The 23040-nt window shown below is 56.6% G+C and carries 14 protein-coding genes; 8 read left to right on the forward strand and 6 right to left on the reverse strand.

Features of this window, described 5'->3' with window-relative positions; genetic code table 11:
• Nucleotides 1-4: 4 nt before the first annotated feature.
• From K5845_RS15965 to K5845_RS15990, 6 genes are all read left to right on the forward strand, one after another.
• Nucleotides 5-493, forward strand: coding sequence for a chemotaxis protein CheW (locus K5845_RS15965; RefSeq protein ID WP_046478417.1), 489 nt, complete (start codon nucleotides 5-7; stop codon nucleotides 491-493).
• Between the two features lie 108 nt (nucleotides 494-601).
• Complete coding sequence (locus K5845_RS15970) at nucleotides 602-1489, forward strand: CheR family methyltransferase (protein WP_244464913.1); 888 nt, start codon at nucleotides 602-604, stop codon at nucleotides 1487-1489.
• Nucleotides 1490-1504: 15 nt separating this feature from the next.
• Entirely contained in the window at nucleotides 1505-2632 is a 1128-nt protein-coding gene (locus K5845_RS15975; protein WP_287959465.1) for a protein-glutamate methylesterase/protein-glutamine glutaminase, read from the forward strand.
• Entirely contained in the window at nucleotides 2629-4407 is a 1779-nt protein-coding gene (locus K5845_RS15980) for a methyl-accepting chemotaxis protein (RefSeq protein WP_152024995.1), read from the forward strand. The genes K5845_RS15975 and K5845_RS15980 overlap by 4 nt, the downstream gene beginning before the upstream one ends.
• A 269-nt stretch (nucleotides 4408-4676) precedes the next feature.
• Nucleotides 4677-5744, forward strand: a complete 1068-nt coding sequence (locus K5845_RS15985; RefSeq protein WP_287959466.1) for an efflux RND transporter periplasmic adaptor subunit — start codon at nucleotides 4677-4679, stop codon at nucleotides 5742-5744.
• A 57-nt stretch (nucleotides 5745-5801) separates the two neighbouring features.
• Nucleotides 5802-8933, forward strand: coding sequence for an efflux RND transporter permease subunit (locus K5845_RS15990; RefSeq protein WP_287959467.1), 3132 nt, complete (start codon nucleotides 5802-5804; stop codon nucleotides 8931-8933).
• A 93-nt stretch (nucleotides 8934-9026) separates the two neighbouring features.
• On the opposite strand, the gene K5845_RS15995 is transcribed toward K5845_RS15990, so the two are convergent.
• The 4 genes from K5845_RS15995 to K5845_RS16010 form a co-directional block, all read right to left on the reverse strand.
• Nucleotides 9027-9344, reverse strand: coding sequence for a PilZ domain-containing protein (locus K5845_RS15995; protein WP_287959468.1), 318 nt, complete (start codon nucleotides 9342-9344; stop codon nucleotides 9027-9029).
• A gap of 217 nt (nucleotides 9345-9561) precedes the next feature.
• Complete coding sequence (locus K5845_RS16000; RefSeq protein WP_287959469.1) at nucleotides 9562-12741, reverse strand: efflux RND transporter permease subunit; 3180 nt, start codon at nucleotides 12739-12741, stop codon at nucleotides 9562-9564.
• Nucleotides 12738-13937, reverse strand: a complete 1200-nt coding sequence (locus tag K5845_RS16005) for an efflux RND transporter periplasmic adaptor subunit (protein WP_090230067.1) — start codon at nucleotides 13935-13937, stop codon at nucleotides 12738-12740. The genes K5845_RS16000 and K5845_RS16005 overlap by 4 nt, the downstream gene beginning before the upstream one ends.
• Nucleotides 13938-14271: 334 nt before the next feature.
• Nucleotides 14272-15024 (reverse strand): SDR family NAD(P)-dependent oxidoreductase, encoded by a 753-nt coding sequence (locus K5845_RS16010; protein ID WP_046478424.1) that lies wholly within the window; start codon nucleotides 15022-15024, stop codon nucleotides 14272-14274.
• A 130-nt stretch (nucleotides 15025-15154) separates the two neighbouring features.
• Here K5845_RS16010 and K5845_RS16015 point away from each other — a divergent pair, with 130 nt between their 5' ends.
• Nucleotides 15155-15745, forward strand: coding sequence for a TetR/AcrR family transcriptional regulator (locus K5845_RS16015; protein WP_046478425.1), 591 nt, complete (start codon nucleotides 15155-15157; stop codon nucleotides 15743-15745).
• A gap of 110 nt (nucleotides 15746-15855) precedes the next feature.
• Here the strand turns inward: K5845_RS16015 and K5845_RS16020 are convergent, their stop codons facing one another.
• Nucleotides 15856-19014: an efflux RND transporter permease subunit gene (locus K5845_RS16020; RefSeq protein ID WP_287959470.1), complete on the reverse strand. Its 3159-nt coding sequence runs from the start codon at nucleotides 19012-19014 to the stop codon at nucleotides 15856-15858.
• 32 nt (nucleotides 19015-19046) lie between these two features.
• Entirely contained in the window at nucleotides 19047-20150 is a 1104-nt protein-coding gene (locus K5845_RS16025; protein ID WP_287959471.1) for an efflux RND transporter periplasmic adaptor subunit, read from the reverse strand.
• Between the two features lie 632 nt (nucleotides 20151-20782).
• Between K5845_RS16025 and K5845_RS16030 the strand changes: the two genes are divergently transcribed.
• Nucleotides 20783-23029, forward strand: coding sequence for a lysylphosphatidylglycerol synthase domain-containing protein (locus K5845_RS16030; protein ID WP_046478428.1), 2247 nt, complete (start codon nucleotides 20783-20785; stop codon nucleotides 23027-23029).
• Nucleotides 23030-23040: the final 11 nt, after the last annotated feature.

Below are 23040 nucleotides of genomic sequence, written 5' to 3' on the forward strand. Positions count from 1 at the left end.
ACTCATGGCTGACATGGCCCAATATGTCACCCTTGGCATCGCGAGCGAATTGCTCGCGGTGCCAGTCGAGCGGGTGCAAGAGATTTTGGAAGTACAACTCGTATCCCGTCTGCCGCATGCACCCGACTATCTTCTCGGAATGATCGATGTGAGAGGGCAGGGCGTACCGGTGGTTGATCTCTGCCGGAAGCTGGGCTTCGACGCGAGCGAGGACACTGAGAACACGCGTATCATCGTGCTCAATGTCACGGTCTCAGGGCGTGAGCTTACGTTTGGTCTCAAAACTGACCGCGTATTTGAGGTTACGGTGCTCGATGAGCCCGACCTCGAACCGCCGCCGGAGATTGGGGTCAAATGGCGGTCTGAGTTCATCGCGGGAATCGGCCGGCGGCACCGTGCGTTTGTTACAGTTCTCGATTTAAACCGGCTCTTTGAGGCTAGCGAAATCTCCGTCATCGCTCCGTCTAATCAGGCTGATGGACGGGCGGCCTAGAAATACTTCGCGGAGTGCATCGATGTGCTCCGCGATCCTTCCCTTTCTCATTCTCCATATGTGTCTCTGATGGAGCTCTTAGCGAGTTCCAGACTTTCGGGGGTTGTCGTGTCACAGGCTTTGCTTCTTGAAGACCCAGCGGAGGAAGCGCTGGGCTATGACCGCTTGAGCGAGGCGAATTTTCGTCGCATCGCGTCGCTTATCAGCGGCAAGGTGGGCATCAAGTTGCCGAATGCTAAGCGGCTTATGGTTGAGGGGCGCTTGCGTAAGCGCATGCGTACATTGGGTCACCCAAGCCTTACGGCCTATTGCCGATTTCTCTTTGACCAGAACGGGCTCGCCACAGAACTTGTCCACGTCATTGATGCCGTGACAACAAACAAGACGGATTTCTTCCGTGAGCCTGAGCATTTTAAAGTTCTGGAAAATAAACTCTTACCATCACTTCTTGCGCGGCGTCCGAGGGGTGGAAGGCCGAGGCTCAAGTTCTGGAGTGCCGCCAGTTCGAACGGCGCTGAAGCGTATACCATTGCGATGGTGATGGCGAACTTGGCCGAGCAAACGAAGGCGTTTGATTTTGCCGTTCTTGGGACGGATATCTCTACGCGCATTTTGGCTGCGGCTGATCTAGCTGTCTATCCCGCCGAGATGGTGGTGCCGGTGCCGCCGGAATTTCAGGAGCGCTATCTTATGCGTGGGCGCTCTCCTTCCCACACGAGGGACGTCCGAATGGTTCCGGAGCTACGCCGCCGGGTACAGTTCCGTAAACTCAACCTTATGGATGACCGCTATTCCATCGATCGGGATGTGGACGTCATCTTCCTGCGCAATGTGCTCATCTATTTTGAAAAGGCGACACAGGAAGCTGTGGTGCGCCGGCTCATGGGGCATTTACGTCCAGGCGGCTTCATTATTCTCGGTCATTCCGAATCAATGATTGGCACTAATATGTCCCTGCGTCAGTGGGCGCCAGGCGTATTCCAATATGATGCGTGAGCGGGGGAGGGGTTGATGGTCGACAGATTGGCCAAGTCGGCGTCATCGGAGAAAATTCGGGTTCTTATTGTCGATGACTCCGCCACCGTGCGACGTGCTCTTTCCGACATCATATCGAGCGCACCGGATCTCGAAGTTATGGCAACGGCGTCGGATCCCTATAAGGCGGCCGAGCGCATGCGCGATGAGATTCCCGATGTCATGTTCCTGGACATTGAAATGCCGCGCATGGATGGCCTCACATTCCTGCGCCGAATTATGGCTCAGCGACCTATTCCGGTCGTGATCTGCTCAACGCTGACGGCTGAGGGTTCGACGGCGTTCATGCAGGCACTCGAAGCCGGTGCCGTCGATGTCATTACAAAGCCGCGCGTTGATACGGCGCAGGCGCTTTCTGATTCACGGATGCGTATCTGTGACGTGGCCCGCGCCGCCGCTCATGCCCGGATTGGTGTCCGGCGGCGTGTTGTTCAGCCGGTCAAGATCGAGAAGAAGCTTACAGCGGATGCGATCATTCCCCACGTTACCCTGCGCAAACGGCCCGGTTTGATCACCGATAGGATCATTGCTATCGGGGCTTCTACCGGCGGGACGGAAGCTTTGCGGGCGGTTCTGACGGCTCTGCCTGTGGATTGTCCTGGCATCGTCATCGTTCAGCACATGCCGGAGCGGTTTACGGCATCTTTCGCCGAGCGGCTTGATGGACTTTGCCGGATTGCGGTCAAAGAAGCCGAAACGGGGGATCCCGTCATTCCCGGTCGCGCTCTTATCGCACCTGGCAATCATCATATGTTGCTGGAGCGGCTTGGGAAGCAATACCGGGTCGTCATCAAAGATGGTCCGCACGTGTCACGGCATCGGCCATCTGTAGACGTCCTGTTCCGGTCTGCGGCCCAGGCCGCGGGGGCGAACGCGATGGGCATTTTGCTCACGGGGATGGGTGATGATGGTGCGCATGGACTTCTGGAAATGCGCTCTGCCGGTGCGCGCACAGTCGCGCAGGATGAGGCGACCTGCGTCGTATTCGGAATGCCGAAAGAAGCGATCGCGTTGGGCGCGGCCGAAAAGATTTTACCCCTAGATCGTATAGCCCGTCAGATTACAGAGGACGTCCGGCGTAGCCCGGAGGCGTGTGCATCGTGAGTAAGTCTGAGAATCTAGCTGTGTCAGCCTCGTCGTTCGACCCGCGAGCGGTCTCATTTGCTGGGAAGAGGAAACAGCTTGCGGAGCCGCGCGATACGATTGAGCAGACCTTTACCGAGATGGGTGGGAGGCTGATTGGCTGCACAAGTCAGCTGCGCCAAATCGCTGACGCCCATGAGAATATGCCTGCGGAACTGCAGAGCGCAGAGTTTGAGTCCGCCATCGAGATGCTGGAGGCAATTCGCGAGCAGTTGGCAGAGTTGGTGGTGGCGCACTCTGCCGAGCAGGACGATATTGTTCAGCTGACGAGCACTGCCGGACGCGTGAAAAAGCCTCTCACCGATTTGCGGGAGGCGGTGCGTGCCATCCGCTTTATTGCGGTCAACGCGCGTGTCGTCGCTGCGGGGATCAAGGGCGCACATGGGACGTTTGACGCTTCCACAACGGATATGGCCGAATTAGGCCGCAGCGTCGAAGGTGCCGTTTCCGCATTTTCCCGTTCATTCGAGGGACTAGGAGCTGGTCTTGCAGTCGCTCGTTCGGCGAATGCTGCTTTTGCTGTTCGGCACGAAGCGACGCTCAATCATGTCTCGGGCAAATTGAGCGAACATCTTTCTATCCTTACACAGCACCGTTCGAGAGCCGCGGATAAGGCCGGAGATCATGCCGCCTCTCTCAGCCGTCTCACGGCACGAGTAGGAGAGGCTGTCGCAGCTCTTCAGATCGGGGATATTACGCGCCAACGCGTGGAGCATATTGAAGAAGCGCTGGGTATGCTTGACGACTATTCCAACGACACGGAGAAGTCGGCTAGCGATCCGACACTTGGTTCCAATACCATTTCCGTAGTTCTCGGTATTCAAGCTGAGCAACTGGATGAAGCTATTTCGGACTTTGATGAACAAGTCGCGGGACTCGCACAGATACTCGGCCAGCTTGCAGAAGATACGGCCGCGGTTTTGAGGGAGAACAGCGAAGAAGCAGAGCAGCTGTTTTCAAAGAGTGGTACGGCCTTGGCGGCGTTGATCGACGACCTTCGCGAAATCTGCGTTTTGTTCGACGATTTTGAGAAGACGCATGCTGGCTTACAGAAAATTACCGGAGAAGTTGCGAAATCGGTTGGTGCGATGGTGGCGGCAATGGCTGAACACGTCGAGACTATCCGCGATATCGAGCTGCGCATCCGTATGCTCAGCCTCAACACTGTTATTCAGTGCAGTCAGTTGGGGGATCAGGGTGATGCATTGATGGTTGTGGCACAGAACCTGCGTTCTCTGGCGGAAGCGACGGTGGAAGCGGCGGAGTCGATTATGACCGAGTTGGCTGAGGTTGATATGCTCGCGCAGCGACTCGTTGAACGACGTTCGGCAGCGGCGGCTGATAACGCCTCGGCTCTCGGCCAAGGCGCACGGGACGCTATCGCCTTGTTTGAAACGGCCGTTGGCCGCATGCGGGCATGCGTAGAGACGATGTCGTCCGCCGGGCCTCGGACGATTTCTCTTTTGGATGAAACAATTCGAAGCGTTTCCGGACGTCGTGAGTTTGCGGACACCTGGCGGGCGGTTCTGCGCGAATTCCAGGTGATTGCTCCGACAAATGTTCAGAAGACGGCAGCTTCCGGGTTCGATCAGGCCTTCATGGGTAAGTTGCGCGCCCGTTATACGATGGACAGTGAGCGTCGCTTGCATGATCTATTGTTGGGTGCGGCTCCGGATAGTCAGGCCGTCACCGCACCGTTGGAGCTGGAAACGAGCCTCGACGACATTTTCTTTTAACAGGCGGGAACACCCTCGCACCACGCTGACGGTGCCTGCTCAGATCGCCCGCATGTCGCTGGGGTGAGTAAATCGAGGCCCCGGGGTCCCTTCCGTATTTTCTGTTGTCCTAAGCGTGGATTTACACGCTCCGTATCCGTTGCACAATTCATCGTGATGATGCGTGCAACGGATTTTGCCGGGCTTTCTCGTTGTGCTGTTTGAATTGACGGTTGGTCGTGTCTCGGCGACTAGTACCGCGCAATAGGGCACACCTTGAGGGTCACCGGATGATTGGGATTTTTCCTGGTTCTACTCGTGGTTACGGGCAGAACGTGATTTATACGGCCGCCGTCTTCTTGTTGGCGGCCTCGTTTTTCGCTCCGCCTGCCGAAGCGCAACGCCGTCGCGGCGGGGATGAACCTCCGGCAATCACGTTTGTCGACGTGTCTATGCGGCCACGCAATGACCGTGTTGCCGCAGTCGGGTCAAGCCGCGCACGTCAGGAAGTGACGCTTACGGCTCGGGTGGCTGGTGTGGTGTCGGATGTATTTTTTGAAGGTGGGTCCAAGGTCTCAGCGGACGAGCCTCTATTAAAGCTCTTATCGGAGCCGGAGGCTATTGCCGTTGAAACAGCCGAGGCTCAGCGCGCCCAGGCATTTGATACCGTCGAAAGATACAATCAGCTCAGTTCCGGTTCCATTACCCGCGTGGCGAAGTCGGAGGCTGAAACCGCGCTCAAAGTCGCCGATGCTGCGCTACGCGCGGCGCGTTACCAGCTCGATCAGATGACCATCCGGGCTCCCTTTGCAGGTGTCATGGGACTGACGAACTTGCAACCTGGTGATTACGTTGCTGTTGGTGATGCGATCGCCACGATCGACGATCGATCTACCTTGATCATCGAATTCACGGTGCCGGAAGCGGTCGCGTCCTCGGTCAAGATTGGGTTGCCGGTTCGGGCCAACCCGATCGCGCGAACAGGTGATGTTTCCAATGGCAAAGTACAGGCTGTGGGTACGCGCATCGACCCAGTTTCACGGACATTGCGGGTCCGCGCCGAAATCCCGAATACAGATCTTTCCCTCATCCCGGGGTCAACCTTTTCTGTCAGCATCCGCCTCCCTGGCGAAGAGGCTCCAGAGCTTCCTGGTCTCGCGATTCAATGGGATCGCGCGGGTGCATTTGTCTGGCGCTTGACTGGGGAGAACACCGTCGAACGCGTCGATGCCGTAATCCTTGCACGTAACGGCGGCCGCGTGCTTGTCGAGGCCGATCTCGAGGCCGGCGATAAAGTTGTGCATGAAGGCGGTGGCTTTCTGCGCGCGGGACAAACCGTCAATCCGCAAAACTCCTAACGAGCGCCTTCCTGGTGTCGTGAACGCTTCCCTCGGAACAACTTTGGAATTCAGACGATGACCGCTGCGCCCGAAGGCTCGCAATCAAGCTCGAAACCGGATGATGGGGGATGGGTTGGCGTCTTTATTCGCCGGCCGATTCTCGCCTTGGTGGTCAATCTGTTGATCATCATTGCCGGTGTCGCGGCTCTGCAATCTATCGAAATTCGCGAGCTTCCTGACGTTGACCGTCCCGTCGTTACGGTGCGCGCGAGTTATCCCGGGGCAACACCGGAAAGTATGGATGCTCAAATCACGGCGATCATCGAAAGTGCTGTGTCTCGGGTGCAGGGGATTACCGGCATATCGTCAACGTCCTCGTACGGCTCGAGCCGCGTTTCCATCGAGTTCTCCAGTGAGACGAATATGGAAACTGCGGCGATGGACGTGCGTGATGCCGTTGCCGGGATCACCAATCAACTGCCCGACGATATGGATGAAGAACCCCGCGTGATTAAAGCTGACTCGGATGCTTCGCCGATCATTCGGATAGCCGTTTCTTCGACGACGCTTTCCGAAAGTGAGCTTACGGACTACGTCGAAAACATCATCGAGGATCGTCTTGCTGCCGTTGAGGGCGTCGCGGCTGCCAACTCCTACGGCTTACGTGCCAAGACCATCGAGGTGAGGGCGTCGCTCGTCGCTCTGGCGGGACGTGGCTTAAGCCTTCAGGATCTCATCGCCGCGATCAACAAAGCTTCTGTGGTCACGCCATCAGGTGCTCTTGAAAACGAGACGCAGCAGCTTCTCGTTCGTGCGGAAGCGCCCGTTATGTCTCCAACAGATGTGAGCGCCTTAGAGATCAATTCACACACGAAGGTTGGCGACGTTGCCTTTGTCCGGTGGGCGTTTCAAGAGGCGACCGCCGTGACCCGTCTCAATGGGGAAACCGCCATCGGAATGGAGATCATCCGTCAGGCGCAAGCGAACACGATCCGCATCTCCGATGGTGTGCGCGCCGCGGTCGAAGAGCTTCGCAAATCATTGCCCGAAGGCGTGACCATCGCGATCACGTCTGATGACGCGACGTTCATACGTGAGTCCATCTCGGAAGTTTTCATCAGCCTTTTGTTGGCGACGGCAATTGTGATCTTGATCATTTTTGCCTTTCTGCAGTCGGTGCGTGCGACGGTGGCGCCGGCGTTGGCGATCCCTGTATCGCTTATCGGCACGTTAGCCGCGATATGGATGGCAGGGTTTTCGATTAACCTACTGACGCTTTTGGCGCTCGTGGTCGCGACGGGCCTCGTTGTCGACGACGCTATTGTGGTTCTTGAAAACATAGCCAGACGGCGAGCGATGGGCGCAGGTCCTCGCGCGGCCGCGGTTCTCGGAACGAAGGAGATCGTCTTCGCCGTTCTTTCCACCACGGCGACGCTCGCGGCTGTGTTTGTGCCCATTTCGTTTATGCCGGGCATCGTGGGCAACCTGTTCTCCGAGTTCGGATTTGTGCTGGCCTTCGCGGTGACGATTTCGTCTGCGGTGGCGTTGATCCTTTGCCCGATGTTGGCATCGAAGCTTGGAACCGGGGTCTCGATCTCTGATGGAGAAACACGCAAAGGCCTGTTGGGAGGCGTGGGAGCGCTGGGGTCCGCCGCTTACGGTGCAATTCTCAATCTGTGTTTGAAGTTGCGTTATCTCGTCATTGCACTTTGCCTCGGCTTTGCTGCTCTGGGCTGGTTTGCGTACGAGAACTTGCCTAAGGAGATCACGCCGACGGAGGATCGTGGCGTTGTGCTTATCCGTCTTGGGACGCAGCAAGGCAGCAATCTCCAGTATTCAGCGCAGAAGACAGAGCGCGTCGAGGCCGTTCTTCACGAACTCAAGGATCGTGGAGAGGTGACCGATGTGTTGGCGATGATCGGTCGCGGTGGGGTGAACCGGGCTTTTGTGATTGCACCGCTCGCACCTTGGTCGGAGAGATCACGTAGCCAGCAGGAGATACAAGCTGAGCTTCAACGCCGCTTCGCGTCCATACCGGGTATAACGGTTTCACTGTTGTCACCAAACAGTCTTGGTATACGTGGTGGAGGACAGGGCCTGAGGTTTGCGGTTGCAGGGCCGAACTATGACCGGCTTGCCGATGTTGCTCTTAAGATTGCAAACAAACTTTCTGAGACGCCCGGCTTTCGTAACGCGCGGACTGATTACGACACCACGCAACCGCAGCTTTCCGTTCGCATCAACCGCGAGGCGGCGACGACACTCGGCGTGTCGATCGACACCATCACAAGCCTGATCAACACGATGGTGGACTATGGCAAGGCGGCGGATCTCTTCATTGACGATGAGATCGTTGAAGTGCAGGTCAAGGCGGGTGGGCGCCCGATCAATGATCCTTCGGACCTTGAAAATCTTTTCGTCAAAGCATCGGATGGTAGCTTCATCACCTTGTCCTCCCTTGTGACAATGGAGGAGGTGGCTATTGCTCCAAGCTTAAGCCGTGAGGATCGACAACGGTCCGTGCCGATCACCGCGTCGTTGAATCAGGATGTCGTGCTCGGTGACGCGGTGGCAACGATGCGGACGGTGGCCGCCCCGCTTATGGATCCGAACATGTCAATTATCCTGCTCGGTGAAGCACGGACGCTATCGGAAACGAGCGAAAACACGGCACTGGTTTTCTCCATCGCGCTTATCATTGTCTTCCTGGTTTTGGCTGCGCAGTTTGAGAGTATTGTCAGCGCGCTCGTCATTCTCCTGACCGTTCCATTTGGTTTGGCGGCTGCGGTCTTCGCTATCCAGCTCACCGGTGGGACGCTCAATGTTTATAGCCAGATTGGGCTTGTTCTCCTCGTGGGTGTGATGGCGAAGAACGGTATTTTGATTGTTGAATTCGCAAACCTGCGCCGGGATGAAGGCGCGGACGTCGATACTGCGATCCGTGATGCGGCGACGACCCGGTTGCGGCCCGTGATGATGACGATGGCGTCGACCGTCTTGGGTGCGCTCCCCCTGATATTCGCGACGGGTGCCGGTGCGGAGTCGCGTTTGGCTTTGGGCTGGGTGATTATCGGCGGCTTGGGGTTTGCGACGATCTTCACGCTCTTCCTGACGCCGATTACATTTCGGATACTGGCGCCGTTTTCAAAACCGCGGGCTGATGAAACGCGCTTGCTGGTGGAGGAGTTGAAATCGGCGCCGCAGTAGCGTTAGAGGACGCATCAAGCATTTTCAAAACCATCGCGGCCTCTAACGATCTGTTCGCTAGAGGCCGCAATCTTATGGCTATGGTATCGGACGTCACGTGAAGACGGGGGAAAGGTCCTTCAGGTGTTTTAAGGCGCGTGCACGTTCGCTGGTTGCGGAAAGCGGTTCCGACAACCGGACACCCACCGTTTTATAGGCACGGCGGACGACGGTGGCTTCGCGAAGTGACAACTCAGCTCTTCTGAACAGAAAAAATTGGTCAGGAAGTTCCTCATTGCTCTCCATAAGAAGGCGCGCGCCGCCTTCTGACGTGTCGAGTATGATGCAATTCAGGGGAGTGCGGCCGTCGTCAAAGACAATCTTGGCCAGCTTCTTAGTGTGGGTTCTACGGGATTTTCGGTGTTCGTTCATGGGGCGATACACCAGCCTTTTCGGGACAATTGCTCTAGATGACAGAAATCCCTCATACTTTAGCTGTCACTCATTTAAAATCGGATAATCGAATTGCAGATTTCTAGTTTTATTAATTTGTGCGCAGATGTCCCTTTTCTAGGCAGCGATTTATCTCTTTGCGCCGCGCTATCGGCATCTTCTTCCGTCAGCGCGGCGCATGATCATTGTGTTCTTTCTAGGTGTGCACGGGATCAGCAGAGATTGATCCTTGGCTTTGATTTGTTGCTTGTCTGCGGGTGAGCAGACGGCGCACCGTCACGTAGAAGACCGGCGTAAAGAACAGGCCGAATACGGTGACGCCGAGCATCCCAAAGAATACCGCTGTACCAATGGCGTGGCGTAGTTCTGCGCCGGCACCTTCAGCGATCATCAGTGGCACAACGCCGAGAATGAACGCCAGCGATGTCATCAAGATCGGACGCAACCGCAAGCGGCCAGCCTCCACGACGGCATCGTCAATGGATTGGCCATGAGCTTCGAGGTCACGTGCAAACTCGACGATCAGGATTGCGTTCTTTGCGGCCAAGCCAACGAGAACAACGAGGCCCACCTGCGTCAGAATGTTGTTGTCCTGGCCCAGCCACATCACGCCGCCGATTGCTGAGAGTAAGCACATTGGAACGATCAGGATGACGGCAAGTGGCAACGACCAGCTTTCGTATTGTGAGGCCAGGACGAGGTAGACGAAGACCACGCTCAGGAGGAAGATCACAATACCGCCTCCGGCCAAACGCTGCTGATAGGACAGCTCGGTCCATTCGATGGCGTAATCGCTCGATAAGGTCTTTGCTGCGATTTCCTCCACCAGATCGAGTGCGGCGCCAGAACTTACATTCGGGACTGCGGACCCAATGACTTCAGCGGTTGGGAACAAGTTATAGCGTGGCACGCGATCGGGTGCGGCTTGGGTCTTGAAGGTCGCAATCGACCCCAGCGGAACCATCGCACCGGAGTCGCCCTTCGTTTTGAGCCTGCTAATTTGCTCGATATCGAGACGGTTCCGGCCCTCCGCCTGGGCGATTACCTGATACGTGCGTCCGGAGAGGTTAAAGTCATTGACGTAGCTGCTGCCGAGATAGGTTTCGAGGGTTTCGTGGACGCTTGCTACGGCGACGCCGAGCATCTCAGCTTGCGTGCGGTCGATGTCGAAGAAGTACTCCGGCGCCGACGCGTTGAACGGCGTGAACGTAAACGCAATTCGAGGATCCGCCCTGAGCGCAGCCAACAGTTTCTGGGTGGCATCTTCGAGCGCTACAGAGCCGTGGTTGTTGAGATCCTGCACCCGCAATGAGAAGCCGCCGGATGCGCCAATGCCACGGATCGTCGGAGGTGCGATGATTGTAATCTGGGCACCTGCGATATCGGCGAAACGCTTGTTCAGCTCGGCTTGGATTGCCGTTGCGGATTTTGATTTGTCATGGCGTTTTTTAAAATCCTCCAGCTGGACGAAGACCACGCCAGCGCTGCTGCTCTGTGTTCCGGTTGCCAGATTTTGGCCTGGGAACATGTGTGCCCACTCCACTCCTGGAATTTGGCGGGAGCGGGCTCCCACTTCGCGAACGATGTCGTCTGTCCGCTGCAAGGATGCGCCTGGCGGCAACTGAACCAAGGCAATGAGATAGCCCTGGTCCGCAGCGGGGACGAAGCCGCGCGGAACCTGGACGAACGCCCAGACAGCCGCCGCGATCAATCCCGCGTAGAGCACCAACATGAAACCCGTCCTGCGGATCGCTTGTCGCGTTAGTGCGGCGTATCCGGAAGCCAACTTGTCGAAGAAAGTATTGAAGCCGTTGATGAGGGGCTGAAGCAGTCTGGCCAAGATACTCGGACGGCGCGTATGGGTGTCGTGCTTTTTGAGAAGCAACCCAGCTAGGGCAGGACTCAAGGTCAGCGAGTTGAACGCCGAGATCAACGTCGCGACTGCGATCACTACGGCAAACTGCCGGAAGAACTCACCAGAGATGCCATCGAGGAACATGGTTGGAACGAACACCGACGTCAGCACGAGTGCGATTGAAATCAGTGCCCCGCCCACTTCGTCCATGGTCTTGCGCGCAGCTTCCTTGGGTGACAATCCCTCGCGTAGATAGCGTTCGACGTTTTCGACGACGACGATGGCGTCGTCGACAACGATGCCAACGGCCAGCACCAATGCGAACAGTGTCAGGGTATTGATGGTGTAACCGAGCGCCGCCATGACGGCGAACGTTCCAACAAGAGATACTGGAATAGCCAGAAGCGGAATGATCGTGGCTCTTCCGCTTTGCAAGAAGAGGATGACCACGAAGACGACGAGGGCGATGGCCTCGTAGATGGTGTGTTCCAACGCTTCGATGGATGTCCGGACGAAGAATTCGGTTGGATTATAGGTCATCCGATAATCGACACCGGATGGAAAACCTTCCGCCAATTTCGCCATCGTCGATTGAATAGACGTCGAGGCATCGAGCGCGTTGGTGCCGGGTCGCTGGAAGACGAGCAGCGCGACCACGGGAGTGTCGTTGATGTAGGCATTAGTGCCGTAGTTGCGGGCACCGAGTTCGGTCCGTGCGATATCGCGCAGACGCACGACACGGCCGTCGTCGGTGCGCTTGACAATGATTTGCTCGAACTCTTGGGGTTCGATGAAGCGGCCTTGGACAGTCAAAGACGGTTGAAAGGCGCGATCCGTCGGAACTGGCGGCTGGCCGAGAACGCCGCCTGCAACCTGTACGTTCTGGGCGCGCAAAGCTTCTACAACTTCCGATGCCGACAAGCCCATTTCAGCGACTTTGTCAGGGTCCAACCACACGCGCATTGCGTAGTCGCGTGCACCCAGTATCTGGACGCTGCCGATGCCGGACAACCGGCTGAGAACCGGGACAATTCGTTGGGTCGCGTAGTTGGATAGATAGAGCTGGTCGCGGCTATTGTCGGGAGAAATGAGCTGGGCAACAAGAAGGAAATCGGGTGAGTTTTTCTCTACCGTGACGCCGATGCGCCGAACGACCTCGGGAAGGCGAGGTTCGGCGAGTGCAACGCGGTTCTGAACCAGCATCTGCGCTTTGTCCAAATCGGTTCCGATGCGGAATGTCACAGTGAGACTGAGGCGACCGTCCTGAGTTGATTGAGACTGCATGTAGAGCATGTCGTCGACGCCGTTCACTTCTTGCTCAATTGGCGTCGCGACCGTGTCGGCAATCGTTTTAGCGTTGGCGCCGGGGTATTGAGCTGACACCGTCACTGTTGGCGGAATAACTTCTGGGTACTGGGAAATTGGGAGCCGGCTTGCGGCGACGGCTCCGATGATCAGGGTAGCGATCGACAAGGCGATCGCGAATACCGGCCGATCAATGAAGTAGCGACCGAGTGTCATCGGGCGATCTCCTCAGAGGTAATGCGAGCAGTTTTGATATCGGGCTCGGAGGGGGTAGAGCTGATGGCGACTTCCTGGCCGGCTCGAATGCGCTGCAGGCCGGAGGTCACCACAATATCGCTGGGCGTAATGCCGGTGCGAATGACGCGTAGGCCGTCGACGATGGGCCCTAGCGTGACATTGCGCAGTTCGGCCTTGCCATTTTTAACGACGTAGACGACGCGGGAAGCTTGGTCGGTGGCGATGGCTTCGTCTGGGATCAACACGGCATCGTAAGCACCGCTCGCGATAAGCTTAACGCGTGCGAACAGTCCAGGAGTGAAGACGAGATCCTGGTTACTCACGATGGCGCGCGCCCGAACCGTTGCGCTTGCCCGATCCACCTGATTGGACAGAAAGTCCATGGTTCCGGAATGGGGAAATCCCTTATCGTCTGGCAGTGCAATTTGAACTGGGTTGGGGGCTTCGCGTGAACTTGGCCGCGTGCCATTCCGCGCGGCGCGGACGTATTTCAGGTATGCGTTCTGATCGACGTCGAAAACCACGTGGATGGGGTCCAGAGACACGATGTCAGTGAGAACCGTGGCGTCAATTCCGCCGCCGCCGATCAAGTTGCCGACGTCGACCTTATGACTGTCGATGCGCCCAGAAACGGGTGCACGGATTTCCGTGAACTCCAGGTCGAGCAGCGCGCGGTCCAACGCAGCTTTCGCGGTGAGGACGCGTGCTTCGGCCTGCCGGACGCCTGACGCGCGCTCGTCATAAAGCCGCTCAGGTACGGTCTGCGACGGACGCAACGCTGCCGCGCGAGACAGTTCCTGGCGAGCGAATTCCAGTGCGGCTTCCGCAGCCCCGACATCGGCTTGCGTGGATGCGACTGCCAGTTTGAAGGGTCGCTGATCGATCGTGAACAGCAAGTCACCCTCTTTTACGAGCTGGCCATCCTTGAAGTGAATGGCGGTGAGGTAGCCGCTTACACGCGCTCGGACCTGGACACTTTCAACGGCGGTGAACCGTCCTGTGTATTCGTCCCACTCGGTGATTTTTTTGACTGTCGGCGCTACAGCGACGACCTGCGGTGGCGCAGGGGATGCGGCGGCGGTTTTGGTCTCGTTGAGGTCGCAGCCAGCAAGCACCATCGCGATGGCCACGAGGAAGGCAAGCCCTAGGGCTATAAAGGCGGGGGATCGGATCATCTCTTATGGGCTCCGTTTGGGACCGTTTGTTGTTGTGGCAGCGAGCGTTCTGTTTCAGCTGCTGCCTAGGATGAGGACGCTGAACAAGACGATGAGAACGGCTTCGCCGGCGAAGACGCGGAGCAGGAATTGATTGCGGCTCATGACTGCCTCTTGTGACTTTTTGATTGGCTGCTGTCGGGCAACAGTTCCCCGTTCGGTGTGTCGAGCGTCAGCGGAGGTCGCTGTCGTTCGGCACGCCGGGACATGGGTGTAAGTGATGTGAGAGGCGGTAGATCAGGACACTTGGCTGAGTGCCGGATCCTCCAGAAGTGGTTGGGGGCGACTTAGGGAATTAGGCTGTGTAACCCCCGTCGATTGTCAGGACGGTGCCGGTTACATACGAAGCCGCTGGGCTTGCGAGGAATGCTACGCCTGCTGCGATTTCTTCCGGGCGACCGTACCGACCGAGGGCCGTCACGGCATTAAGGTGACTGGCAAAATCACCGTCCGCCGGGTTCATGTCCGTATCAACAGCGCCGGGTTGCACCACGTTGACTGTGATGTTGCGCGATGCGAGGTCGCGCGCGATGCCCTTTGTGTAACCAACGATAGCGCCCTTCGTCGCCGCGTAGTCGGCGAGATTTGGAAAACCGACGCGCGTTGCAATGGCGGACCCGATTGTGATGATCCGGCCGTTATCGCTTAGGACTTTGGATGCTTCGCGAATGGCCGCAACAACGCCGTTCACGTTGATGGCCTGCTGGCGATCAAGTGCGTTGTAGTCATTGTTCGCGTCGTCGCCGACCGCACCGGTCACGAACACACCGGCGTTGTTGACGAGGATGTCCAGGCGACCAAATTTGTCGACGACAGCCTTTACGAGACCAGCCGCCTCTGTGGGATTGGCTTGGTCAGCCTTGAAAGCTGCGGCCTTGACACCTTTCTTTTCAAGTTCGCGAACGACGGCCTCAGCCTTGTCTGCTGAGGCTGCGTAACTGATTGCGACGTGGGCGCCTTCGTCGGCGAGTGCGTATGCCGCTGCTGCGCCGATTCCGCGAGATGCTCCTGTGACAAGAGCAACCTTACCTTTGAGGGAATGTGACATTGTATGCCTCGTGCTCTATATTTGTACTGTGCGGTACACATATAGGTCTGGCATCCGGGCTGTCAATCACTATTTGTATCGATGAGTATGTTAATGGTATAGGGGGTTCGTTCAAGAAAGGAGAAGAGCGGTGCAGAAAGGCCGTCCGAGAGAATTCGATACTGACAAAGCGCTAGATAAGGCCCTCCACGTTTTCTGGAGTCGGGGCTATGAAGGAACGTCTTTGTCCGATCTAACCGAGGCCATGGGCATCAATCGCCCGAGCCTCTATGCCGCGTTCGGCAACAAGGAGGAGTTATTCCGCCTCGCCTTGGACCGTTATGTCGAGACCGGGCCGGGTGCACTCCAACGTGCCGCATTGGAAGAGCCCACCGCCCGCGCCGTGGTTGAGCGACTCCTTACAAGCGCAGCCAAGAGCTTGACGGATCCCTGTAACCCACGTGGTTGTCTTGCCGTCCAGGGCGCTTTGTCGTGTGGTGAAGCCGCACAGTCCATCAAGGATGAGCTGTGCTCACGCCGGTCCGCCAGTGAAACAGCGCTTCGCGCACGACTTGAACGGGCCAAAGTGGAGGGTGACTTGTCGCCTGAAAGCGATCCGGCTTCTCTTGCACGCTATGTGGAGACGGTTGTTCAGGGCATGTCGGTTCAAGCGTCAGGTGGCGCGTCGCACGCGGATCTCCTGAACGTGGTGGAGATGTCATTGAAGGCGTGGCCTGACTGATCGGCCAGCTGGTACAAGTCTGACAACTCCTCAATCTCAAGCCATCGCGAAATTCGCTTGCGACGCTTTTAAGCGGGCAACGTCTCGCACCGGCGGTGCGCCGATAGTCATCAGGCTTTGGAGGTCTCCGCGCCGCTCGCAGTAGACGGCGAGCGGATGTACTGAAACACAAGAGCTGTGAGCGACGGCAGGAACGTCAAGGTGACGATCGTGCTGCCGAGAATCCCGAACAGAACGATCGCTCCAACGCCGCGATAAAGCTCGGTTCCGGCGCCGGGGATGAAGACGAGTGGCGCCAAGGCGATGATCGTCGTCAGGGTTGTCATTGTGATGGGGCGTATACGGGATTGAACCGCTTCAGTGACGGCTTGCCGCGCGTCCATGCCCATCTCCCGAACGTTATATGACGTACGGTCCACGACAAGAATTGGGTTGTTTACCACTGTTCCCATCAGGATCAGGAAGCCCAGCATCGAGATCATGTCGAAGGGCTGATGGAAGCCCGTCAGTCCAATTGAAGGCAAGGCCGCGCCAGCCAAGTTCATGAGCGCCAGCCCGACAATGCCGCTTGCGATGCCGAGAGGTATCGTCGTCATAATCAGTATCGGATAGCCCCAGTGGCTGAAGACTGCGACCAGCAACAAATAGATGATGATGATGGCCACCACGTAGTTGCCGGAGAGCGCATCACGCGTGCGTTCCAGTTGGTCGCTTGCCCCTGAGATGTCGAGAGCAATGTTCTGCGGAATTTGGCCGGTTCGCCGTAAATGCTCGACGACTTCCCGCTCGACGATTTCAACGCCGGTTTCAAGCGCAATGGACGGCGGGGGGATGATGTTGAGTGTCACCGTTCGTCTTCCGTTTATGCGCCGGATGGTGCTCGTATCGACAGTTTCGCGTACGTCCGCGAGTGCGGACAGCGGCACCATCGTTCCTTGCGGTGTGTAAACGGGCAGCTTCTCGATATTTTCGACGGCGACGTTGGAGGGATCGTGCGCGTAGAAGTAGAGATCGATCTTCTCGTCGTCTTGATAGAAATATCCGGCAAAGGCGCCGTCGGTCAGTGCTGCGACGGTAAAGCCGAGATCATTGGCGGCCATGCCAAGCTCTGCAGCACGTTGCCAATTGGGCCGTATTTCCACGAGGGGCTGCGAGAGGGTTAGCGTAGGCGGATCGGCTTGAATCCGTGGGTTGTTGAAGACTTCCTCCGCTCGGCGGTATGCGGCTGCGGCGACCGCAAAAATGTCTTCAAGCCTCGGGCCGGAAATATCAAGGCTTACACTGCGCGTCCCCCCATCATTGCTGGTAATGATTGAGCCTCGCGAGGCGAAGGCCTGCATACCGGCGTAGGTCTGATACTTGGCCGATATAGCCGTCATAAACGGTTCTATATCAGCGGGATCGACTGTTTCACCGATGATGCGAAGACCTTCGGCATTCACTCTCAAAAAAACGTATTTGAGAGCTGGGAAGGGGACTTCTCCGCGCTTGAAACGCTCAGGGTCGTCGTTGACGTACTGCAGGAGTTCAGTCTGCAATCCCAAGCCGAGTTGGTGCATCGTTTCGAGATTGTAGCCGGGCGGCGCGTTCATTCTGGCGAAGACCTTTGGCTCTTCGCCCTCGGGCAAATATTCTGCGGGCGGAGTCAAATACGTGATGACGGCGGTGCCCAATCCAGTGATCACCGCAATACACATCACGGCGCGTACGCGGCTTTTCACGAGCCAGCCGACGAGCGTGGTTGAACCCGCTTCGAGCATGCTCCCGGTCTGCTTATTCTTTCCTGCAATGTCGATGCGTGCGCAGGCTGTCGGGATCACCGTGATGGCTACGAGCATCGAAGCCAATACGGACGCAGCGACCGCAATCGCAATGTCAGAGTAAAGCTGCCCTGCTTCTTCCTCGATGAAGACGATGGGGACGAACACTAGCACGGTTGTCATCGTGGATGCGATCACAGCGGGCCAAACCTTGCGTACCCCCTCGATCGCGGCCTGCATTCGGTCAAGGCCCCGCCGCCGCTCGTATTCGATGCTTTCGAGCACGACAATGGAATTGTCGACTGTCATGCCGATGGCAAACGCAACGCCTGCGAGCGAGATGACGTTGATGGTGCGCCCGAATAGCAAAAGGCCGAGGAAGGCTGCGATCGTACAGATCGGAATGCCGATGACGCCGATTAGTGTTCCCGACAAGGTGCGCAGGAACAGAAACATTACGAGAGTTGCGAGAACCGCGCCGATGGCGAGGTTCGTCCAGACATTCGTGATTGAGGCTTCAACGTACACAACGTCGTCGGCGGTGAGTTCCAGGACCATACCGGCGGGTTTCAGCACATTCCGGTTTATCGCTTCCATTTCTTCGAGCACCAGCTTTTTGATGTCGATGACGTTGGAGCCGGCTTCCCGTTGGATGGAAAGGAATATGATCGGTTTGCCGTTGACGTAAGCGTGCTGTCGTATCTCGAAGTGATCGAGTCTCACATCGGCCACATCACGGAGTCTGGTGACCGTGTCGCCGCGGCGAACGATGATCAGGTCTCTGAGTGACTCCAAGTCGTCGAAGCGACCTATGGTGCGTAACAAGTACCGGCGCTTGCCGCTTTCGATTTCGCCGCCGGATGTGTCGCGGTTTCTTGAGGCTAGCGCATTGCGAACATCGGAGAGGGTGAGCCCGCGTTCTGCCAGAGCTGGGGCGTTGACGAGAATCTGAACCTGTTTTTCTGCGCCACCCCCAATATTGACGCGCGAAACGTTTGGCACCCCTTCGAGACGAACCCGCACGTGGTCGTCGACGAAGTCGCGCATCATGTCCATGTCGAGCTGGTTTGGATTCCCGTCCAGCGGCGAGACGCGCAAGTACATGAATGAGTTTGCGCTGAAGGAACTTGCGAAGATGCGCGGCTGGTCAACGTTCTCAGGGTAGGATGGGACTTGGCTTAGCGCGTTGTTGATACGTATCAGCGTTTCGTTGAGGTCTATGTCGTAGGGAAATTCAAGTTCAATTTCCGCACTGCCGCTCGATGAACGCGAGATGATCCGTTCGAGGCTTGGAATCGAGCGGAGGTATTCCTCTTGCTCGATGAGAATTTCCTTCTCGATATCTTGCGGTGTCGCGCCAGACCAAGTGGTTTCGACGGTGACGGTCCTTACGTCGAGGTCCGGAATCATCTGCACGGGAATGCGCATCGTTGCTACGATGCCTATAACGCAAACGATCAGTGTGATCACTGCCGTTAGCGTGCCTCTCTTGATCAAGGCCTCGAACACGATGGCAATCCTTTCGTGGCGCTGATCACGGTTCAGCTCGAGAGCCGAACGGCTTGTCCCTCATTTAATGATTCATTGCCGCGGACAACGACCTGATCATCGAGTTTGAGGCCGGAGCGAATCTCCGTCAGCCCATCAAATGAAATACCGATTTCGACACGCCGTTCGCGAACCAGATTTGCCTTGCCATTCGGTTCGACGACCCAAACCGTGATGCGGCCATCAGGTTGGCGTAGCAGAGCGTCGCGGCTGACAACGAGACCCTTCCTATTCGTTTGCAGGCTTATGCTTGCGCGCGCCGACATCCCCGGCGTGATGTCGTTGCGCTCGGTCTTAGGAATGACCCGCAGGGTAAATGTACGTGCGGTCGGATCGCTCACTGGGATGATTGCTTCGACGCGGGCTGGAACATTGGTATTTGGGACGGCGTCGAAGTTCAGATTGATGTCGATGTCATCGTCAATTTTCGCGAAATGCTGTTGGGGGACGGGCAGCTCGATCCGCAGGCCCGACATTTCGACCAGTTCGAAAACGGCTGTTCCAGGTACGACCCATTGACCTGCTTCAGCCAGTTTGCGTGAGATGGTTCCGGCGAATGGCGCCTTTACAACGTGTCGAACAAGGCGCTCATCGGATGCATTGCGCTGGGCGTGGAGCCGTTCCAACGTGGCTTTGCGAATTGCGATCTCTGTCTTGATCGTGTCGACAGCATTCTGCGGCCCATGCGACCTGGTAGCCAGGTCTTCCGCGATTTTTAGGCGTCTATGGGCATCCGCCAGCTGTGCTTCAGCCTCGGCGATATTAGCCAGCGTCTGTTCCTGCGTAATCTGTTCGAGTTTGGGATCCAGCTCCAGTAGGACTTCTCCGGCTTTAACCTGTGCGCCGGCGTCATAGTGAACCGTCGTGATCAAGCCTGGGACGGCGGTTGAAAGTTGCGAGACACGTCGTGAGGTCACGGTTCCGGAAAGCTCAAGCTTACTGATGAGTGGAACTTCTCGAACCCTTTCTACGATCACCGGGGCAGCATCTGCTGCATGCAGCCCTTTCGTGGGAAGTGTGAAGACCGCCGTGACAAACAGGCAAGCTAGAACTCTATAGCTCTGTCCAGCGACAATACCTGCAAGCGTCCTCAGCAACTGGTCTCTCCCAAGACTACTATGACTAAAATTTTATCATAGCATTTAGCTCAATACTCCGTAATTGAAGCCAACTTACGGAGTACATCGGGCGGGTCAACCCAGTAAATATCTTTGTTGGTCTGATATATTTTGCGCTTAGCTAAGATGTTCGCGAACTTGGAAGTTGAACGTGCAAAGCGTTCATCGCGCACATTCAGAGTATTTAACCTTTAAATGATTGCTCGAGAGAAAATGTCACCGCCGCGGAGGGGGTAAGGGGTCGGCTTTGTCTTTACTCCGCAGCCATCTGTCTGCCATGCGGTTGTTAAGGCGAAGGCTTGTTAAATCTGGTTTTGTTTGATCTGCAGTAGCTAGGGATGATGAGTGTTCAAGTAAGAATAATCCAATGAATTGCGAGAATGTCACTTTCGCTAGGTGTTTGCTTGGGTCGATGGGTTATCCCCTGCCCTCTCGCTTTCTTGAGCTCACTCGATCTGGTACCCGCACGGTCCTCGCTATACCCATGGGCATAGCGGGTTGATCCTGGTCCGAGCGCTTCTGCCTCGCCAGCGACCTTAGAAAATAATAGATATACAACCGAGCCTCAATGCGCAGGGGCTTTGTTGGGTTGGCGTGAGCAGGAGGGGGCGATGCGTCTCCAGCGCGGCATAACAATCGTTATAACAGCGCTTGCTGCGACGGTTATCGCCTTTCAGATCAACCTCACAACGGTGGTGGAAACCCTTGGTCGCGGGTTTGGGGTTCCGACTGCAGTTGCGTTTTCGTGCATCCTTGCCAATCTGCTTCTGTCGTTCCTGCGGTTCCACTACTCGTTCCGGATTCTCGGGCTTCAAGTGCCCATGTCCGACACGTTCAGGTCGTTTCTTGTCGGACACTTGGGCAGTCTTCTCATATTCAGTGTGGTCGGTCAGGCGGTCGGTCGCGCTGCGATCCTGACGAACGCCGGTGTGTCTGCTTCGGCTGTTACATTTCTTAGTCTCGTTGAGCGCATGATAGCGCTTGGATCGTTGCTAATCTTTGCGCTCATCGGCGGGGGCTACACTCTCGGATCTCTTGGCTTCGATATGGAGCATGGCGGTCTTTACCTGCTGAATCTCTTGGTCTCTCTCCCTCTGATCTTTTTGCTTTACGCGTTCTTCAATCGACGTCGTATCCGCATCCTGTTTGCTCAGCTGGCGGATCGCTTGTCGTGGCCTGCGATTGCGGGTTGCTTTCTCCTGTCAGTGGTTGCCCATTGCGCGATGCTCGGTGCGTTTTATGCGCAGTTTTCCGCGTATGATCAGCCTGTGCCGGTCGCTTCGGCGCTCGGTGCCCTGGCGGTTGTCATGTTTCTTGCTGCTTTGCCGATCAGCTTTGCCGGGTGGGGTATTCGAGAACTCAGCGCTGCGCACGTCTTGGGGCAATTGGGGGTACCGGCTGCCATCGGCGTTGCTGTCGGCGCTGCGATCGGGATTTTGTCGTTGCTGCTTGTCGCGGTTTGTTTTGTCGCGACCATTTTCCTTTCAGTACGCCCTCGCTCGCACCCCCGTTTCGCTGTTGACCGTCTAGGCGCAGAAGCCGCCAAGCATGACATCGATCGGTTGTTTGCGGCGATCATTTCTGTTCTGTTGCCTTTCGCGATTATGTTTCAGGTGCGTGTTCCAATGCCGGAGCATTCCCTGAACGTGAATCTGGCAGACATTCTTGCAATCTCGGCCTCTGCCGTTCTGGCACTTACGTGGGGTTCTACCCGGAGCACCGTACGGCGGGCCCAGTGGCTTTTTGCACCGCTGGGTGCGATCACCGCGGCGATCGTCATTTCCTTGATCGTAGGGGTCGTTTCTCACGGCTTTCTGTCGTGGGCTTTCGTTAACCGCACACTCGGTTGGTTTGTTATTCTTTCCTACGTGAGCGTTGGTCTTTTGCTGTGGGGACACGGTGGGCGTAGCCGCATTGTGCAAACGCTACGTCTCCTGGTTTCTGCCGTTGCGATCGTGGCTGCGTTACAAATTGTTTTGTTTGTGATCGACAGCATGATCGTCAAGTTGCCACGCGATATTCTTGGGAAGGAGCTTGAGGGGTTCCTCGCCGATAGGAATGCCTTTGCATTCCAGTGCGTCATTGCCTTCATTGGATACTTTTTCTTGCGGTCCTATGTGATCTGTCGCGATGCGTGGGGTTTCAGGTTGATCCCGGCGGTGCTTGCGCTTGCGGTTGTACTCGCGCAATCGCGTACCGGATGGATTATGCTTGGTGCTTCATCCCTTTTGATCTTCGTTTTGTATCCGTCTTGCCGACGCGAACTCAGCGCTGGTGTGGTGATTGGGCTGGTCTTGGCCGTCGCGATCTCAAATGTTCCGCTTCTGTGGCAAGGCGACGGTATACAGTTGGCGCAGATCAGCAAAACCGTCGTTCGCAAGGGGTCCGATCAGGAGCGTATGGAGTCAATCGTGCAGGGTCTTGAGCTCTGGCGTCAGGCTCCATTGTTGGGGCACGGGCTTGGCGGGTTTATTCATGACCGCATTGCACATGGGCAAAAGGCGCTGGTTATTCACAACGTACCTGTTTGGATCTTGGCTGAGATGGGGCTCGTCGGTTTTGCGCTCATCGCCACGGGGTTTGTGATGTTCGTTGGTGGATTAATGAGCTATCGGCTGTTGCCCAACGCGAAAATTGTGGCGAATGCAGCCTTCATCTGTCTTGTCGCGTTTTGTCTTGGGGGGCTCACTCAGGATTTCTTTTACCAGCGTATTTTCTGGTTCATTGCGGGGCTGCTGGTTGCTCTTGCCAGTAGCGCGCCGCGCTATACGGGGCATGTCTCATTTGTGAATGAAAGTGCGGACGCCGATCACGCTGTTGACGGACGCAGCGTGGAAAGATTGTATCCTAGCGGATAAAGGTCCTTGCG

Source organism: Filomicrobium sp. (genome assembly GCF_025698805.1).
GTDB lineage: Bacteria > Pseudomonadota > Alphaproteobacteria > Rhizobiales > Hyphomicrobiaceae > Filomicrobium > Filomicrobium insigne.

What these genes read in the sequence shown, in the direction of transcription:
- K5845_RS15985 (WP_287959466.1), top strand. Translation starts at nt 4,677, where the DNA reads ATGATTGGGATTTTTCCTGGTTCTACTCGTGGTTACGGGCAGAACGTG.
- K5845_RS16000 (WP_287959469.1), bottom strand. Translation starts at nt 12,741, where the DNA reads ATGACACTCGGTCGCTACTTCATTGATCGGCCGGTATTCGCGATCGCC.
- K5845_RS15990 (WP_287959467.1), top strand. Translation starts at nt 5,802, where the DNA reads ATGACCGCTGCGCCCGAAGGCTCGCAATCAAGCTCGAAACCGGATGAT.
- K5845_RS15995 (WP_287959468.1), bottom strand. Translation starts at nt 9,344, where the DNA reads ATGAACGAACACCGAAAATCCCGTAGAACCCACACTAAGAAGCTGGCC.
- K5845_RS15975 (WP_287959465.1), top strand. Translation starts at nt 1,505, where the DNA reads ATGGTCGACAGATTGGCCAAGTCGGCGTCATCGGAGAAAATTCGGGTT.
- K5845_RS15965 (WP_046478417.1), top strand. Translation starts at nt 5, where the DNA reads ATGGCTGACATGGCCCAATATGTCACCCTTGGCATCGCGAGCGAATTG.
- K5845_RS16030 (WP_046478428.1), top strand. Translation starts at nt 20,783, where the DNA reads ATGCGTCTCCAGCGCGGCATAACAATCGTTATAACAGCGCTTGCTGCG.
- K5845_RS16010 (WP_046478424.1), bottom strand. Translation starts at nt 15,024, where the DNA reads ATGTCACATTCCCTCAAAGGTAAGGTTGCTCTTGTCACAGGAGCATCT.
- K5845_RS16005 (WP_090230067.1), bottom strand. Translation starts at nt 13,937, where the DNA reads ATGATCCGATCCCCCGCCTTTATAGCCCTAGGGCTTGCCTTCCTCGTG.